General features: G+C 42.1%; 14 protein-coding genes and 1 pseudogene. 10 read left to right on the top strand and 5 right to left on the bottom strand.

What is annotated here, in order from left to right:
* The first annotated feature begins 27 nt into the window (after window positions 1–27).
* Window positions 28–1,419, top strand: coding sequence for an MFS transporter (locus tag NSQ17_RS09705; protein WP_024718316.1), 1,392 nt, complete (start codon window positions 28–30; stop codon window positions 1,417–1,419).
* 25 nt (window positions 1,420–1,444) lie between these two features.
* A complete protein-coding gene (locus NSQ17_RS09700; protein WP_159145746.1) occupies window positions 1,445–3,052 on the top strand; it encodes a glycoside hydrolase family 43 protein in 1,608 nt (535 codons plus the stop codon).
* Window positions 3,053–3,098: 46 nt separating this feature from the next.
* Here the strand turns inward: NSQ17_RS09700 and NSQ17_RS09695 are convergent, their stop codons facing one another.
* Window positions 3,099–4,259 carry an ROK family transcriptional regulator gene (locus tag NSQ17_RS09695; protein ID WP_342467385.1) on the bottom strand — a complete coding sequence of 387 codons (1,161 nt, stop codon included), beginning with the start codon at window positions 4,257–4,259 and terminating at the stop codon, window positions 3,099–3,101.
* A gap of 213 nt (window positions 4,260–4,472) precedes the next feature.
* On the opposite strand from NSQ17_RS09695, the gene xylA reads away from it, so the two are divergent.
* The 3 genes from xylA to NSQ17_RS09680 all read left to right on the top strand — a co-directional run bounded on the left by xylA (window position 4,473) and on the right by NSQ17_RS09680 (window position 8,118).
* Complete coding sequence (gene xylA / locus NSQ17_RS09690) at window positions 4,473–5,810, top strand: xylose isomerase (RefSeq protein WP_268360963.1); 1,338 nt, start codon at window positions 4,473–4,475, stop codon at window positions 5,808–5,810.
* 33 nt (window positions 5,811–5,843) lie between these two features.
* Window positions 5,844–7,337: a xylulokinase gene (gene xylB, locus NSQ17_RS09685; protein ID WP_342467384.1), complete on the top strand. Its 1,494-nt coding sequence runs from the start codon at window positions 5,844–5,846 to the stop codon at window positions 7,335–7,337.
* A gap of 94 nt (window positions 7,338–7,431) precedes the next feature.
* Window positions 7,432–8,118: a glycoside hydrolase family 11 protein gene (locus NSQ17_RS09680; RefSeq protein WP_008346560.1), complete on the top strand. Its 687-nt coding sequence runs from the start codon at window positions 7,432–7,434 to the stop codon at window positions 8,116–8,118.
* A 46-nt stretch (window positions 8,119–8,164) separates the two neighbouring features.
* Here NSQ17_RS09680 and NSQ17_RS09675 read toward each other — a convergent pair whose 3' ends face one another.
* Both NSQ17_RS09675 and NSQ17_RS09670 read right to left on the bottom strand, forming a co-directional pair.
* The gene (locus NSQ17_RS09675) at window positions 8,165–10,204 is read right to left on the bottom strand and encodes a molybdopterin oxidoreductase family protein (protein WP_342467383.1); all 2,040 of its coding nucleotides are present in this window, start codon (window positions 10,202–10,204) and stop codon (window positions 8,165–8,167) included.
* A gap of 118 nt (window positions 10,205–10,322) precedes the next feature.
* Window positions 10,323–11,519 carry a cytochrome P450 gene (locus NSQ17_RS09670; protein WP_096881522.1) on the bottom strand — a complete coding sequence of 399 codons (1,197 nt, stop codon included), beginning with the start codon at window positions 11,517–11,519 and terminating at the stop codon, window positions 10,323–10,325.
* A 421-nt stretch (window positions 11,520–11,940) separates the two neighbouring features.
* Between NSQ17_RS09670 and proC the strand changes: the two genes are divergently transcribed.
* The 4 genes from proC to NSQ17_RS09650 all read left to right on the top strand — a co-directional run bounded on the left by proC (window position 11,941) and on the right by NSQ17_RS09650 (window position 15,870).
* A complete protein-coding gene (proC, locus tag NSQ17_RS09665) occupies window positions 11,941–12,786 on the top strand; it encodes a pyrroline-5-carboxylate reductase (protein ID WP_072368378.1) in 846 nt (281 codons plus the stop codon).
* 27 nt (window positions 12,787–12,813) lie between these two features.
* Window positions 12,814–13,932, top strand: coding sequence for a glutamate 5-kinase (gene proB, locus NSQ17_RS09660; protein WP_058336759.1), 1,119 nt, complete (start codon window positions 12,814–12,816; stop codon window positions 13,930–13,932).
* Window positions 13,933–13,950: 18 nt separating this feature from the next.
* The gene (locus NSQ17_RS09655; protein ID WP_342467382.1) at window positions 13,951–15,219 is read left to right on the top strand and encodes a glutamate-5-semialdehyde dehydrogenase; all 1,269 of its coding nucleotides are present in this window, start codon (window positions 13,951–13,953) and stop codon (window positions 15,217–15,219) included.
* Between the two features lie 87 nt (window positions 15,220–15,306).
* The gene (locus tag NSQ17_RS09650; protein WP_178896681.1) at window positions 15,307–15,870 is read left to right on the top strand and encodes a GNAT family protein; all 564 of its coding nucleotides are present in this window, start codon (window positions 15,307–15,309) and stop codon (window positions 15,868–15,870) included.
* A 53-nt stretch (window positions 15,871–15,923) separates the two neighbouring features.
* Here NSQ17_RS09650 and NSQ17_RS09645 read toward each other — a convergent pair.
* Window positions 15,924–16,271 (bottom strand): annotated as a pseudogene (locus tag NSQ17_RS09645) (hypothetical protein); the annotation flags it as partial.
* Window positions 16,272–16,841 (bottom strand): GNAT family N-acetyltransferase, encoded by a 570-nt coding sequence (locus NSQ17_RS09640; protein ID WP_217967072.1) that lies wholly within the window; start codon window positions 16,839–16,841, stop codon window positions 16,272–16,274.
* Window positions 16,842–16,929: 88 nt separating this feature from the next.
* Between NSQ17_RS09640 and NSQ17_RS09635 the strand changes: the two genes are divergently transcribed.
* Entirely contained in the window at window positions 16,930–17,751 is an 822-nt protein-coding gene (locus NSQ17_RS09635) for a MerR family transcriptional regulator (protein WP_058336762.1), read from the top strand.
* Window positions 17,752–17,773 lie beyond the last annotated feature (22 nt).

Here is a 17,773-nt window from a genome sequence, read left to right as displayed (position 1 = left end):
AGGCTAAGTGAAGAAGGGAGAAAACTCATGGTGAGTGAGAATTTAAAGAAGATTCGTATGTCTGAAAAAGTGGGGTATGCTTCAGGAGATTTCGCATGTAATTTAATTTATGCAACTGTCTCTACGTATCTATTATTTTTTTATACGGATGTCTATGGATTATCAGCAGCAGCAGCAGGGACAATGTTTTTGGTGGTTCGGGCCATCGATGCGCTTGCAGATCCGTTTATTGGGGCGATGGTTGACCGAACGAACAGCCGTTTTGGCCGGTTTAGACCTTATTTGTTATTTGGTGCGTTACCTTTTGCCGTTCTTGCCATTCTTTGTTTTACGACACCGGATTTTTCCGAAATGGGAAAACTCATTTATGCGTACATCACGTATGTTGGTTTATCGCTTACATACACGTTCATCAATGTTCCTTATGGTGCTTTAACTTCCGCAATGACAAGAAATAACCAAGAGGTCGTCAGTATTACGTCTGTTCGTATGCTTTTTGCAAATCTCGGTGGGTTAGTTGTTGCTTTTTTTGTTCCGTTTCTTGCGACGTTTTTGAGTGATACAACAGGAAATACAGCACTTGGCTGGCAGATCACGATGGCATTTCTCGGTGTACTTGGGGGCGGATTACTGATTTTCTGTTTTAAAAGTACGAATGAGCGCGTCACGCTTCAAAAGCCAGAGGAAAAGATCAAGTTCAGTGATCTCTTTGTCCAGTTACGAGTGAATCGTCCGCTTGTTGTGTTAAGCATTTTCTTTATCATTATCTTTGGTGTGAACTCGATCAGCAACTCAGTCGGGATCTATTATGTGACATATAACCTCGGCAGAGAAGATTTAGTGAAGTGGTACGGCCTGATTGGCAGTCTGCCAGCTTTAATGGTGTTGCCGTTTATTCCTAAGCTGCACAAGTTGTTAGGAAAGAAAAAGCTGCTGAATTATTCATTATTGCTGAATATTGTAGGCCTTCTTGCATTACTTGTGATCCCGCCGAGTCAAATCACTTTAATACTTGTTTTCAGGCTCGTTGCGGCTGCAGGGAGTATTACAGCAGGTGCTTACATGTGGGCACTCATTCCTGAAACCGTTGAATATGGTGAATATAAAACAGGGAAAAGAATGGGTGGACTGATCTACGCAGTGATTGGCTTCTTCTTTAAATTTGGGATGGCCTTAGGCGGCATCGTTCCAGGGCTTGTCCTTGACCGATTTGGTTATATTGCAAACCAAGTGCAAACACCAGAAGCTTTACTGGGCATTTTAATCACGACAACGGTGATTCCTGTATGCTTACTAATTTTAGCGATGGTTGATATTAATTTTTATAACCTAGATGAAGAAAAACATAAAAAAGTCGTACGAGAGCTTGAGAATAGAGACAAGGTGTATATCGATCATATGGACGACTTTAAAATGTAGTTCTCTGAAAGAGGAGGAAGTTCAATTGAAGATTACTAATCCAGTGCTCAAAGGGTTTAACCCTGACCCAAGTATTTGCCGTGCGGGAGAGGACTATTACATGGCGGTTTCTACATTTGAATGGTTCCCGGGGGTGCAAATTTATCACTCGAAGGATCTCGTCCACTGGCGGCTCGCCGCGCGTCCCTTGCAAAAAACTTCTCAACTCGATATGAAAGGAAATCCTGATTCCGGCGGGGTTTGGGCGCCGTGTTTAAGTTATGCGGATGGTCAGTTTTGGCTCATCTATTCAGATATTAAAGTAGTAGATGGTCCGTTTAAGGATGGTCATAATTATTTGGTCACAGCTGACGAAGTAGATGGCGAGTGGAGCGATCCGGTTCGGCTCAATAGTTCTGGGTTTGATCCTTCCTTGTTCCATGATCCAAGCGGAAAGAAATACGTGTTGAATATGCTGTGGGACCATCGAGAAAAACATCACTCCTTTGCAGGTATAGCCTTGCAGGAATATAGTGTATCTGAAAAAAAACTGGTCGGTGAGCGGAAGGTCATTTTTAAAGGCACGCCAATCAAACTGACAGAAGCCCCACATCTTTATTACATCAATGATGTCTATTATTTATTAACAGCTGAAGGGGGAACACGTTACGAACATGCAGCCACAATCGCCCGTTCCTCGCGTATTGATGGGCCGTACGAGGTTCATCCTGACAACCCAATTTTAACGGCTTTTCATGCGCCTAGCCATCCACTACAAAAATGCGGGCATGCTTCCATTGTACAAACGCATACAAATGAATGGTATATGGCTCATCTGACTGGCCGCCCAATTCATTCAAGGAAGGAATCCATTTTTCAGCAAAGAGGCTGGTGCCCTTTAGGAAGAGAGACAGCCATACAAAAGCTTGAATGGAAAGATGGCTGGCCGTATGTGGTAGGCGGAAAAGAGGGGCTCCTAGAGGTTGAAGCGCCTGCGATGAGCGTAAAAGAGTTCTCTCCAACCTATCACATAGTCGATGAATTTAAAGATTCATCGTTAAATAGACATTTTCAAACATTAAGAATCCCATTTACGGATCAGATTGGTTCAGTGACGGAAAATCCTCATCATTTAAGGCTGTATGGGCAGGAATCTTTAACGTCTAAATTTACCCAAGCGTTTGTTGCGAGGCGCTGGCAAAGCTTTTATTTTGAAGCAGAGACAGCGGTTTCCTTCTTTCCGAAAAACTTTCAGCAAGCGGCAGGTCTTGTGAATTATTATAATACGGAAAATTGGACTGCACTTCAGGTGACTTATGACGAGGCGCTTGGCCGTATCCTTGAGTTATCTGTGTGTGAAAATCTGGCCTTTTCTCAGCCGCTAATTAAAAAAATCATCATCCCAGACGAGATTCCGTATGTGTATTTAAAAGTGACCGTTCAGAGAGAGACGTACACGTATTCTTATTCTTTTGATCAACAAGAGTGGAAAAAAATAGATATACCGCTTGAATCGACTCATTTATCAGATGATTTTATTCGAGGAGGGGGGTTCTTTACAGGGGCTTTTGTCGGAATGCAGTGCCAAGACACAAGCGGCGAACGTCTGCCTGCCGATTTTAAGTATTTTCGATACGAAGAAACAACTGAATAAAAAAAGACAACACTCTAAAGGCTGTCTCTCTTTAACATGTATTCCATTATGGTGAAGGCGTGACATCACGCAAAAAAGCTTCAGTGACAAGAGATGTCATCCCTAAGGCTGGTGCGTTTTGTCCTAATGACGAAGGAAGCAGCTCCACCCGTGAGCTGAATTGTGCATCCATTCTAGAGGATACTTCATCTTGAATGACACTCAGAACGGCCTGCTCAGATTCAATGACCTTGTTTCGTAAAATAACGGCTTGTGGGTTGAAGGTATGCAGAACGTTTGTGAGACCTACCCCAATGTAAAAGCCAAAGTTACGCAAGGCATTGAGTGTCTTCATATCATTTAACTTCGCCAGCCGCTCAATATCTTGATAGGTGAATGGCTGACCATCTGTTTGGAGCGATTGGAACAGTGCCTTCTCAGATGCATACAGTTCCCAGCAACCACGATTTCCGCAGCTACATGTCGGTCCATTAAAGTCGATCGTCATATGTCCCATTTCACCAGAAAAACCGTTTGTGCCTCTATATAAATGATGATTGATAATGATGCCTATTCCAATACCAGTGCCGATACTTGCATAGATCAGATGGTCATAATGTTTAGCAGCACCGAAGATTTTTTCACCGTACGCACCGGCATTTGCTTCATTCTCGATAAAAACCGGTACTTGGAATATGTCTTGGAGACTTGTTTTCAGATCGACATTTTTCCATTTTGAATGAGGCGTAAACACAATTTGTTCATCTGCATCGACCAGACCTGGTATACAAATCCCTATACCAATCAGCCCGTATGGAGAAGAAGGAATGTGTGAACGTAACTGCTGAATCAATTCAATTAATATTCGGACGGTCACATCAGGTGTGCTGGATGGGAGCTTAAGCTGCTCATCATGAATAATCGACCCTTCAAGGTCTGTTAAAATGCCGTTGACATAATCAACACCGACATCAATGCCGATAGAGTAACCTGCACGTTTATTAAACATGAGGAGCACGGGTCTTCTTCCGCCGCTAGATTCGCCTTGACCGATTTCATAAACAAGATGTTCTTTCATTAATGTACTCACTTGAGAAGAAACGGTCGATTTATTTAACCCAGTGCGTTCAGATAATTTTGCTCTGGAAATTGGTGCATGGTGCAGAATTTCGTTTAGCAATAGCTTTTGATTTATTTTTTTCACAAAGTTCTGATCCGCAATATCCATTGTATCCACTCCATTTGTTTCGTCTTTAGATTAAGTGAAGAAAAGCCACTTTTTATCGTGTTCATTCTCTATAAAACATGCTTTTCATTTTATTATAACGAAAATATTTCTAAAAAACTAAAAAATATGGAAAATTCAAAGAGATTAGTTGGTAAACTCGTTCGTTCGTTTGTTGAATCAACTTACTAAGTGAATATATAGGGGGAATCACTTATGGTCAAATCAAATATGACTTCGTTAAGTAGTTTACAGGGGATTGGCAACATTCAATATGAAGGAAAACATTCAAAGAACCCATTCGCATTTAAATATTATAATCCGAGCGAAATGATTGGCGGAAAGACAATGAAAGAACACCTGCGATTTTCCGTCGCTTATTGGCATACACTGACTGCTGATGGAACAGACATGTTTGGAACTGGCACGATGAAAAGAGCTTGGGATTCTTATAGTGGAATGGATTTGGCGAAAGCTAGATTGGAAGTGGCTTTTCAGCTCTTTGATCTATTGGATGTTCCGTATTTTTCATTCCATGACCGTGATATTGCACCAGAGGGCGACACGCTCCAAGAGACCAATCAGCAGTTAGACATCATCATAGAAAGAATGAAAGATTACATGCAGCAAAGCGGGGTTCGGCTTCTATGGAACACGGCTAATATGTTTAAGCATCCAAGATTTGTTCACGGTGCAGCGACATCCTGTCATGCAGATGTATTTGCCTATGCAGCCGCACAAGTGAAAAAGGGCATCGAAACAGCAAAGGAACTCGGCGCAGAAAATTATGTTTTCTGGGGAGGACGAGAAGGTTACGACACACTACTGAATACAGATATGAAAAGAGAGCTTGACCATTTGGCGACCTTTTTGCATATGGCGGTGGATTATGCAAAAGAAATTGGATTTACAGGTCAATTTTTAATTGAACCAAAGCCGAAGGAACCGACAACTCATCAATATGATACGGATGCAGCGACATCAATCGCCTTTTTAAAACAATATGGATTGGATACACACTTTAAATTAAATATCGAGGCCAATCATGCGACATTAGCGGGTCATACGTTTGAGCATGAGCTGCGTGTAGCAAGAATTCATGGACTGCTCGGTTCCGTTGATGCCAACCAAGGAAACTCCCTTCTAGGCTGGGACACAGATGAATTCCCAACGGATTTATATGCCACAACACTCGCCATGTATGAAATTTTGCAAAATGGCGGACTTGGAACAGGCGGTCTCAATTTTGATGCAAAAGTCAGAAGAGCCTCCTTTGAACTGGAAGATCTTCTGTATGCCCATATTGCGGGGATGGATGCATTCGCAAAAGGGCTGCGGGTGGCTCATAGACTCATAGAAGACCGTGTGTTTGAAGATGTGATCAAGCACCGGTACCGTAGTTTTTCTGAAGGAATTGGGCGGGAGATTTCAGAAGGAACGGCAAACTTTCATACATTAGAAGAATATGCACTGAAACATCCGCTCATCAGAAACGAATCTGGCAGAGAGGAACAGCTGAAAGCCAGATTGAATCAATATTTGTTAGAAGATTAATGGAGCGGGCTGATGTTTTGAAGGAGTGAACACATGAAGTATGTGATGGGAATTGATCTTGGAACGAGCGGAGTCAAAGTGATATTAGTAGATGAGAGCGGGAAGGTATGCTGCGAGACGACTAAATCTTACCGCCTCATTCAAAGCAAACCAGGTTATTGTGAGCAAAATCCTGAAGACTGGGTAGAGCAGACGATGGCCGCGATGACAGAACTTATGGAGAGAAGGCCTGTTCAGTCAATGCAGGTAGAAGGCATCAGTTTTTCTGGACAAATGCACGGACTTGTTTTATTGGATGAATCCCTTCAGGTGCTCAGGCCTGCCATCTTGTGGAATGACACAAGAACAACATCGCAATGCGGGCGCATGACAGAAAAGCTAGGAGGCAGGCTGCAAGCGATCACAAAAAACCAGGCGTTAGAAGGGTTTACACTGCCAAAGTTGTTATGGGTAAAGGAACATGAACCAGAAATTGATCAACGAATCCATTTGTTTTTACTTCCAAAAGATTATGTCAGATATCGATTAACCGGCGCTATTCATATGGACTATTCTGATGCGGCTGGTACGTTACTGTTGGATATTGGAGAACAAACATGGAGTGAGGAGATTTGTCAAACCTTTGATATTCCGATTCGTATTTGCCCGCCGCTCGTTTCATCGGAGGCGGAGGTTGGAACACTTTTGCCGCAGATCGCAAAGGAAACCGGGATGACAGAAGAGGCGAAGGTTTTTGCGGGTGGCGCGGATAATGCTTGCGGTGCCATTGGTGCCGGCATTTTATCATCAGGTCACACACTATGCAGCATTGGCACATCAGGTGTCATTCTTTCCTATGAAGAAAATCATAACAGAGAGCTGAATGGAAACTTGCATTTATTCCATCATGCAAAAAAAGACGCTTTTTATACAATGGGAGTCACTTTATCAGCAGGTTATAGCCTCGATTGGATTAAATCTTTACTTGCTCCAAATGATTCGTTTAAAGCCCTTTTAGCCGGAGCAAAGGATATAGCGCCTGGCGCAAATGGATTGCTGTTTACGCCATATTTAGTTGGGGAAAGAACGCCTCATGCAGATTCAGTCATTCGTGGAAGCTTCATTGGATTAGACAGCCGGCATGAAAAAGCGCATATGGTTAGAGCTGTGCTCGAAGGAATCACTTTTTCATTAAATGAATCGATCGCTTTATTCAGGCAGGCCGGAAAAAGAATCGATGCTATTGTGTCCATTGGTGGAGGTGCGAGAAGTCATACATGGCTTCAAATGCAGGCAGACATTTTTCAAGCTAAGGTGATTCAGCTTGAAAATGAGCAAGGGCCTGCGTTAGGTGCAGCGATGCTTGCAGCAGTTGGATGCGGCTGGTACCAGTCACTTGAGGCGTGCGCGGATCAGTTTATCCAACAAGCAGCCGTATTTACACCAAATCAACAGCATGTCGATGTATATGATCATCTCTTTCGTTTGTATCAAAGCATTTATACAAACACAAGAGACATTCATGCGGGGCTAGCACAGTATCGATAATCTAGTAGTGAGTGGGGGCATGAAAGGAGGTGATGAATTCGTTTCATCTTAGAGATGACAGAATCAAAAGGATGAAAAAGGAGAGGAATGGAAGATGAATTTGAGAAAATTAAGACTGTTGTTTGTGATGTGTATTGGACTGACGCTTATACTGACGGCTGTACCGGCCCATGCGAGAACCATTACGAATAATGAAATGGGTAACCATAGCGGGTACGATTATGAATTATGGAAGGATTATGGAAACACCTCGATGACACTCAATAACGGCGGGGCATTTAGTGCAGGCTGGAACAATATCGGAAATGCTTTATTTCGAAAAGGAAAAAAGTTTGATTCCACTAGAACTCACCATCAACTTGGCAACATCTCCATCAATTACAACGCAAGTTTTAACCCAGTCGGGAATTCCTATTTATGTGTCTATGGCTGGACACAATCTCCATTAGCAGAATACTACATTGTTGATTCATGGGGCACATACCGTCCAACAGGCACACATAAAGGAACATTTTATGCAGACGGGGGCACATATGACATTTATGAAACAACCCGTGTCAATCAGCCTTCCATTATCGGGATCGCAACCTTCAAGCAATATTGGAGTGTACGTCAAACGAAACGTACAAGCGGAACGGTCTCCGTCAGTGCGCATTTTAAAAAATGGGAAAGCTTAGGGATGCCAATGGGGAAAATGTATGAAACGGCATTTACTGTAGAAGGCTACCAAAGCAGCGGAAGTGCAAATGTGATGACCAATCAGCTGTTTATTGGCAACTAAAAAAGTCAAAGAAAAGAGCCGGGAGCAAAACGCCTGGCTCTTTCTATCATAATTTTTCAACTTCGACTCTGCCGGAAAAGAACGTCGCACCACCGCCCATATCTGCCAAACGATCAGGTGTGAGGCCATTCACCAAATGTTTTTTGCCTTTTTGATCTGCCCATAATCCCTGGCTGACAACAACGCCAGATAACACATTTTGTCCGACTGACACGATGAGCTCGCATTCTCCTCGATCATTCAGCACACGAACCATGTCCCCATCTTCAATCTGTCTTTCTTTTGCATCTTGTTCATTCATATGAAGCTTCGGACATTTCTCAAGCTTTTGATGCTTCTCATGAAGAGAGAAGGTGGAATTAAGAAAATTATGGTTTGGTCCCGGTATAAACGTCAGTGGATAATCACTTTCCTTAAATAAAGGTACATAGGTTGGAAGGGCTGGATATCCATCTTTTTTCATTTGTTCAGAGTAAAGCTCAATTTTCCCGCTTGGGGTAGGGAGCTTTAAATCTTCGAAAGGCCCTCGTTTTGCTTTGATCCACTTTTTCTCTTTTAACGCTTGATATGAAATGTTTTCATAGTGCGGATTTTCAGGATGATGAAGAGCTTGTTCCATTAGTTCCGCATCTGTGTCTTTAAAGGCTTCATCTTCAAAGCCCATCGCATGAGCCAAAAGACGAAACACTTCTGTGTTTGATTTGCTTTCTCCATAACGTTCTATAACAGGTTCTTGAATTTGAATGTAATGATGCCAGTATGAAGTATAAAAATCCTCATTTTCAAAGGCAGAGGTCGCTGGCAGAACAATATCCGCATAAGTGGCCGTCTCTGTCATGAACAAGTCATGGACAACCGTAAATAAGTCTTCCCGCATCAAACCGTCTCTTACTTTATTTGCTTCAGGTGTCACAACAGCCGGGTTGCAAGAGTAGACAAAAAGAGAATCAATAGAAGGTTCTGCGTTCGTTAGCACGCTGCCCAGCTGATTCATATTAAATGTTCTAGGTTCGCGTTCCTTTAATAATTCCGGCCGCTGAAGAGCGATTTCATTATAACTAAGAAAAGAAGAGTTCGATTTCATCGCACCGCCGCCTTTGTGCAGCCATTGACCGGTGAGGGCAGGGAGGCAGGAGATGGTTCGAATACTCATACCGCCATTATCGTGATGCTGTAGCCCATTGCCAATACGAATGAGAGACGGCGATGTCTCTGCGTACATTCTCGCAAGTGTGATGATGTCTTCTTTCGGGACACCCGTGATTTGTTCAACCGTTTCTGGATCGTACTGCTTCACATGCTCGCGAAGTTCGTTGTGACCGACCGTGTAAGTCTCTAAAAATGACGTATCTGTGAGGTCTTCTTTAAAAAGGACATGCATGATCCCAAGAGCTAGCGCACTGTCAGTGCCAGGGCGAAGCGGAATGAACCAATCTGCCATCCGGCCCGTTTGGTTTTTGTGCACATCAATGACGACAATTTTAGCCCCTTGCTTTCGAGCTTTTTGTGCCAACGTGATTTGATGCATATTGGTTGAAACCGCATTGATGCCCCAAAAGATAAATAGTTTCGTATGAATGGTCTCTTCTGGGTCTGTCCCGATGCTTGCGCCCATTGTATATTTATAGCCAGTTGTTCCGGCTGATTGACAAATGGTTCGGTCTAGCTGACTTGAGCCAAGTCGATAGAAAAAGCGGCGGTCCATTCCTTCTGCATTGAGATTCCCCATATTCCCATAGAAGCTGTAAGGCAAAATGCTTTCTGGTCCTTTTTCTTCGATCAGCTTTGTCCATTTTTTACGAATGGTTTCAATCGCTTCTTCCCACGTAATTGGAGCAAACTGCCGGTCACCTTTTTGACCTACACGTTTTAATGGTGTTGTCAGACGTTTTTCATCATATAAACGAGCTGTGACATTCCGCACTTTATTGCAAATGTTTCCTTGAGTGACTGGATGATCTGGATCTCCTTGAACTTTAACGATCTTTCCGTTCTCTTTATGTATTAAAAGACCGCACTGATCAGGGCAATCTAACGAACAAACTGATTTGAATATTCCGTCTTTCATTGCTGTGTAATCGGTCATACGTTTAGCTTCCTTTCCGAATTCCGTGATCACTGTACATATGGATTTTATTTTAGCATGTTCAGACGAGGAAGGTAAGGATAAGCATATGAAAAAAAGCCCCTAGTGAAAGGGACTTTTAAAAACGGGTGACCTGCACAGGGAATTCTTTGACCCCAAACACAAACGTGCTTTGAATCGGTTTCAGCTGATCTGCCGCACAGGTGATTTCTCGAAACGTACGGAGTAAAACCTCAAGTGCTAGATGAGCCTCAAGCCGGGCGAGAGGGGCACCAAGACAAAAATGGATGCCGAAGCCAAAGCTCAAATGTGGATTTGATTTTCTGTCAAGACGAAACGTATCTGGATCGTCAAACTTCCGTTCATCACGATTCGCAGATGCCACCCAGCTGATAAGATAGTCTCCTTTTTCAATGTGAGAACCGGCAATCTGAACATCCTCTGCTGCAACTCGCCCAATCGCTTGAACAGGCGGATAATAGCGTAGCGTTTCTTCTGTCAATTGAGGAATGAGAGACAGGTCTTGCCGCACTGATTCGGCGATATGCTGCTGCTCTGTTAAAAGTCGTACGGCATTTGTGATTAAATTCGTTGTTGTTTCATTACCAGCAACGAGTAAGAGTATACAAAAGCCAAGCAGTTCATTTTCTGATAAACGCTCACCGTCAATTTCCGCTTGGATGAGAAGGGAGATTAAATCATCGGCTGGCGTTTCTTTTCGTTTTTGGATCAAATGAGCAAAGTACTCTGACAGCTCTTTTTCTGCTTGTTTTTGCATGTCGACAACGGCTTGAACAGCTTCTTTTGAATCATCTTTGGCTCCTGCAACTAGAGCATCTGAATGTTTTTTGATCAGCTCTCTGTCTTTCACTTCTGCACCGAGAAGCTCGGCGATGATCATGACAGGTAGGGGAGCGGCCAGATCTTGCACAATATCGAAGGTATGTTGATCCTTTACTTGATGTAATAGATCATGGGTCAAGTCTTTGATCTTTTCTTCTATTTGTTTGATCGCTTTTGGCGTGAAGGCTTTATTGACGAGTGCTCTCATTTTGGTATGTTTTGGAGGGTCCATTGTTAAAATACTCGTTTTAGATGTGCTTCTTCCTCGCTGTGATGAAAACACTTTTGGCTGCTTCAGAACGGACTGAATATCAGCATATCGAAAGAGATCCCAGCACTTTCTCGTTTCATCGTATCGAATATCACCCTGCGATCGTAATTCATTGTAGATAGGGAATGGGAAAAGAAGGTCATCTGTAGATCGGATTTCTTTCATTGGGATGACATTGACGTAATTTTCTTTTACTTTCATTATGAACGCTCCTTTTTCTCTTGATTCCCTTTCACGGTATCACCACGAAAAACGCATTTCAACGGACATGTTTTCTAAAATATGTCAATAGTCTAATCGAAAGATTCAAACACATTCTTCCTATAGGAAAATAGAAAGTCATCAAAATGATAGCGCTTTCTAAAAACTAGAATTGAAGTCACCGAAACCAAAAATAAAATGGTGAATTCAGTCGAACGAAAGGGTACTATGGTTCAAATCTGTATAGTTCTTTTGATCTAAATTGATGATTTTAAAAAACACGGCTAACATACATACCGCAAGCTGTTCAGCGTGTATTCGGGACTTTTGAAAAGCGCTGGCTCTTTCTTGACACGATTTCTCATCATGTTACGATAACTAACGTGCGAAAAACACGAACAAAAAGCGAACAAGGGAGAGGATCAATATCATTGATCAAAAGAAAGTTGCTTTCATTGGAGCAGGTTCTATGGCGGAAGGAATGATTGCAGGTATTGTGCGATCAGGTCAGATGCCGCTCAGCCAAATTTACGCAACAAACAAGCAAAATAAGCAGCGATTAAACGAACTAACGAAACGCTACGGAATCCAAACAGCCACAATGGATTCATTTCCTTTTGAAGAAATGGATATGTTGATCCTGGCAATGAAGCCAAAGGATGCTGAAACAGCACTTGAATCATTAAAACCTCATATTCAGAAAGATCAGCTCATCCTGTCTGTACTTGCAGGTGTGAAATCATCGTATATTGAAGACATGCTGCATGATGGGCAGCCTGTTATGCGAGTAATGCCAAATACGTCAAGTACGATTGGGGCGTCGGCGACCGCTTTATCTGCTGGACGTTATGTGAAAAATGAACATGTAAGCATGAGTCGGGCTCTTTTATCTGAAATGGGAGAAGTGTATACCATTCAGGAAGAGCAAATGGATATTTTCACAGGAATTGCCGGAAGTGGTCCAGCTTATTTTTATTTCTTAATGGAAAGAATCGAAGAGGCTGGAGAAGAAGCTGGCTTATCAAAAGAAATGTCCCGTCAAATCGGTACACAGACACTTCTCGGTGCAGCGAAGATGCTGCAAGAAACAGCTGAAAATCCTTCTGTCCTCAGAGAAAAAATTACGTCACCTAATGGAACAACTGCTGCAGGACTAGATGCATTAGATGATTTTGGCGGAGGAGAAGCCATCAAACAGGCTGTCAAACATGCTGCCAATCGATCAAAAGAAATAAGTGAACAGCAAAAACAAAAAGTAACGATATAAATAGAGCCTCAATACAGGAGTGATAAGGTGTACGCAGATAAAGAGAGAAAACGAATTGTTGTGAAAATCGGAAGCAGCTCTCTTACTAGCTTTCAAGGTGAGATTAGTTTAAAAAAACTAGAAAACCTCGTCAATCAAATTGTAAAACTCAAAGATGAAGGACACGAAGTCATTTTGGTCTCATCTGGTGCGGTTGCAGCTGGTTACCGAAAATTAGGATTTATTGATAGACCGAAAACACTGCCAGAAAAACAGGCGTCTGCCTCAATAGGGCAAGGGCTTTTAATGGAGTCATATTCTACTTTATTTTTATCGCACGGTTATATTGCTTCACAGCTATTAATTACAAGAAGCGATTTTTCAGATGAAACGCGCTATCAAAATGTGCGAAATACAATGAATGTGTTATTAGATCGAGGGATCATCCCGATTATTAATGAGAATGATACAGTGACGATCAATCGGTTGAAATTTGGAGATAATGATACATTGTCTGCAAAAGTAGCTGGACTGATTGATGCGGATTTCCTCGCTATTTTATCTGATATTGACGGCTTGTATGAAGATAACCCTCATACAAATCCGAATGCGAAGAGAATTCTAGAAGTCACAGAAATCACAGAAGACATCGAAGCAGCCGCTGGAGATGCGGGAAGCAGCGTTGGCACAGGCGGAATGAAATCAAAACTCGACGCCTTTAAAATTTCAATGGCCTCAGGCATCAATGGCTTTTTGGGAAAAGCCGATACGCCTCACATTTTAGACAAAGCCATTAATGGGACAGAGGACGGCACTTATTTTACAGCTGACGAAAATTTAGCGCCGCTGAATTATAAAAAACAGTGGATTGCTTTTCATTCTGGCCCAAAAGGCGAAATCGTTGTTCGAGAGAAAACACAGGAGCTTCTCATGCATCGTGAGAAAAGTCTGGATTCTGACGGCATAGTCGATGTAAAGGGTTCGTTTAAAAAAGGCGATGTTGTCCGTATTTTAGATCAAGATGAAAGAGAAATAGGGCTTGGCATTGTCAATTATGCGTCCGACGAACTCGCACTGAACGGTGACTTGCTACAGGATGAAGTGGTGCATGTCGTAGATCTTGAAGCATTTGTTTGTCATTTAGATTTATCAATACCAGTTTGCTAAACATAAGGGAGGAATTTCATGACACTGACAGCTGAAGTTGTCACATCGGTCAAAGAAAAAGCGAAAAAAGCAAAGCACGTATCAAAAAAACTAGGTTTACTTCAAACAGAGGAAAAAAATGAGGCGCTGCTGAAAATAGCAGAAACACTCGAACAGCAAAGTGATTTTATTTTACAGGAAAATCAAAAGGATTTAGAGGCAGGAAAAGAAAAGGGTTTCTCTGAAGCATTAATGGATCGATTAATGTTAAATGAAGAGAGAATTCATGAGTTTGCGGAAAGTTTGCGGCTTGTGACGAGATTAACAGATCCTGTTGGAGAAATATTGGATGAATGGACTCTTGAAAACGGCTTACATGTGAAAAGCCGAAGAGTACCGCTCGGCGTGATCGGGATGATCTATGAAGCGAGACCGAATGTCACTGTCGATGCAGCAGGGCTTGCCCTCAAGGCAGGCAACTCAGTGATTTTAAAAGGCGGTTCCTCCGCTATTTCTTCCAACAAAGCCATCGTCCGCGTCATTCATGAGGCATTGGATCAAACAAAGATCCCTCGTGATGCGGTACAGTTTATTGAACAAACAGACCGTTCATCGGTTCAAGCGATGTTTCATCTAAAAGAGTGGATTGATGTTTTAATTCCGAGAGGCGGAGCTTCTTTAATCAAAACAGTTGTAGAAGAATCGACCATTCCAGTTCTTGAAACAGGGACAGGGAACTGCCATATCTTTATTGATCAAACAGCGAATGTAGAAAAAGCCATTCAGATTGTCATCAATGCGAAAACAAATCGTCCGGCCGTTTGTAATGCGCTTGAGACTCTGATCGTTCATCGCGATTGGCTGAAAAAAAATGGTGCAGCATTGAATGAAGCACTCCTTCAGCATCATGTCACTGTGCATGGAGATCAAGACGCTCAATCTTTCTTTTCCGAAGCGGTTCCTGCGGAGGAAGTAGATTGGACAGATGAGTATTTAAGTCTTGATCTTGCGGTGAAAGTCGTTGACTCAATTGAGGACGCCATTCACCACATTGATCAGTACGGAACGAAACATTCAGAAGCCATCGTAACAGAGAATGAAAAAAACGCACAAATCTTTCTAAACGAAGTCGATGCGGCCGCTGTTTATCATAACGCATCTACACGTTTTACAGATGGCGGTGCACTAGGATATGGCGCTGAAATTGGCATTTCTACTCAAAAGCTGCACGCAAGAGGGCCAATGGGACTTCCTGCACTGACAACAACAAAGCTTCTTCTGTCTGGTGATGGTCAGATTAGAAGCTAGAATGAATGTAACGAACACTACCTTTCTTACTTGGGGTAGTGTTTTTTTAGTGTATGATAAAAGAAGAGAGAAAAAAGGGGGAACGACATGGAAACGATCAACACATCGATCTATTTAAGAGATTTCAAAGAAAGCGATGCTGAAGCACTGGCAACACTTGAATATGAAAATCGCGAGTTCTTTCAGCCATTTACTTCATTTAGACAAGAGGATTTTTACACCATCCCCGAACAATTGAAGCGAATTCAGACATTTCAGCAAAGCCGCCAAAAAGACGAAACATATGCAAAAGGAATTTTCCACCGCGCGTCACATCAGCTCATTGGCACAATCACATTATCTGGTGTTGTCAGAGATGTTCTTCAAAGCGCCTGGCTTGGATACGGACTTGATCAAAAACATAATGGAAAAGGCTACACAACTGAAGCAATTGCCCTCATGCTAGATGAGGCATTTCATGTGCTGGATCTTCACAGAATTGAAGCAGGTGTTCAGCCTCATAATATAGGTTCCATACGAGTACTTGAAAAGGCAGGTTTTCAAAAAGAAGGTCTATCTAGACAAAATGTAAAAATCAATGGGGAGTGGAAAGATCATTATTTGTTTGCGATTCTTGCGACGGATGAAAGGCCTCACATTATATCAAAATAAAAACTCCCCAGATGAGGGGTTTTCACTGATTTTAATAAAATTTATCTGTTAACTTAGGCTGGACATGGTCCTTTCCATGTCCAGTTTGCTAGCTTTTTGAGATTCATGGCAGCGAAAGTAAGCATCGCCTATATTGAAACTTTTTTGAGTCCACGAAGTTTCGTCCAATTGACTTTGTGTACAGTTATCTAAAAACGAGCAGGACTTGCATATCTCTGAATCAGACGCATATTGCTTATAGCCTTCTCTAGTCGTTGTACGATAATGCCCGTTGGGGCAAATGTAACAATCAAAATATGCATCATACACGTATTCATTCTTTTCAAATAACCAGCTTTTGTTCTTGGCGAATGCGAGGTTTTGTCTACAAGCTGAAACTCCCCCATATGAGGGGGAGTTTTTTATGAACTTGAACGGTCTTTTTTCATGACTTTCTCAAATTTGAAAAATTCAAATGTCTCAGGCGCTAAAGGGTCATTTTCTTGATCGTTCTCATGAGGCAAGCTCGGATCTGGATGGTGCAAGTGATAAAACTCAACAATCTGAAACCCGCATTTGTTCACATAAAAATGAATGTTGCGCTTTTCAAAATAAGGAGTGACAACTTCCCACACCTTCGTTTCTGGATATTGCGCCTCAATGGCTTTCCATGCTGCCTGACCAATGCCGCGGCTGTGAGATGATGAAGAAATGTATAATAGGTCCACCAAATTGCGGTGTGTGAGAGGGTTGATTTTTAAAACAACCCCTCCTGCTTTTTGACCGTTTAGTAAAATATGATAGACAAGGTTCTCAGCTGAATAAAAAGATTCATCAATCGACTCATCAGGAGGAATTGGTCCACCTTCTGCATCGCCAAATGCATCAATGATGCCAGCTGTGAAAGCATCTTGCAGTTCCTTTTTCATCAAAGGGAAGTCTTCTTGATTTGCAAGTGATAATGTGACTTGATCTTGTGCGATTTTGTTCATGTGTAAATCCTTTCTCCACATATGTGGTGTTTCTGCATGTTATCATAAAGGATGGAGTAACTCCATAGTCAAGAAAGGAGCCCTAAAAATGATGAACGATGTTCAAAAAACATTTTTAACTGGAGAATTTGCGGCATTATTTGAAGTGAAAAAAGATACACTGCTCTATTATGATAAGATCGATTTGTTTAAGCCGGCAGGTGTTCAGGAAAATGGGTACCGTTATTATACATTTGAACAGTTTGATCATTTCATGGCCATTCAATCTCTTCGTGCTGTTCAATTTCCGATCAAGCAATTAAAACAATACTTTACTGAGCCTTCTCAGGAAAAATTGCAAAGCCTGGCGGTTGAGCAAGCAGAAAAGGTCGGGGAGGAGATCCAAAAACTACAGGATATTCAATCTTTTCTTTTTCGTGTGATCGAGACAACGAATGAATTATCATCAGTGAAAACAGGGGAGGTCTTGTTTCAAGAACTGCCAGAAGAACCGATCGTCCTCAGTACATCAAACCCGATTGATTCAAACACACCTATAGAAGAAATTTCTCGAATTGTAGGAGAATTTCTGAAAGGGATTGGTATTAAAGGTGCCGCGGCAAATGGTTCTGTTTTAAACAAGGAGCAGTTTTTGCAGCGTCATTATCATCAATCTGATAGGCTGTTTTGCCGAATGGAAGGGCCGGATGCAGTCAAAAAGCCAGCTGGTCTATATGCAGTCATGTATCAACAAGGAACATATGAAGAGATGGAGACTGCCTATTCACGTTTATTAGATCGAATCGAAGCAGAGGATATGATACTGGATGGAGATGTCTTTGAGGAGTATTTACTTCATTCTCTGATGTCTAAAAATGAAGCGGATTACATGACGAAACTTAGTGTGAAAGTCAAAAAACGGGAAGCTTAAGGCATCACAAAAAGGATAGACA

Source organism: Bacillus sp. FSL W8-0629 (assembly GCF_038593225.1).
GTDB classification, from domain to species: Bacteria; Bacillota; Bacilli; order Bacillales; family Bacillaceae; genus Bacillus; species Bacillus altitudinis.
Note: the sequence above shows the minus strand (reverse complement) of the source record. Positions and strands in the feature narration are given on the sequence as shown.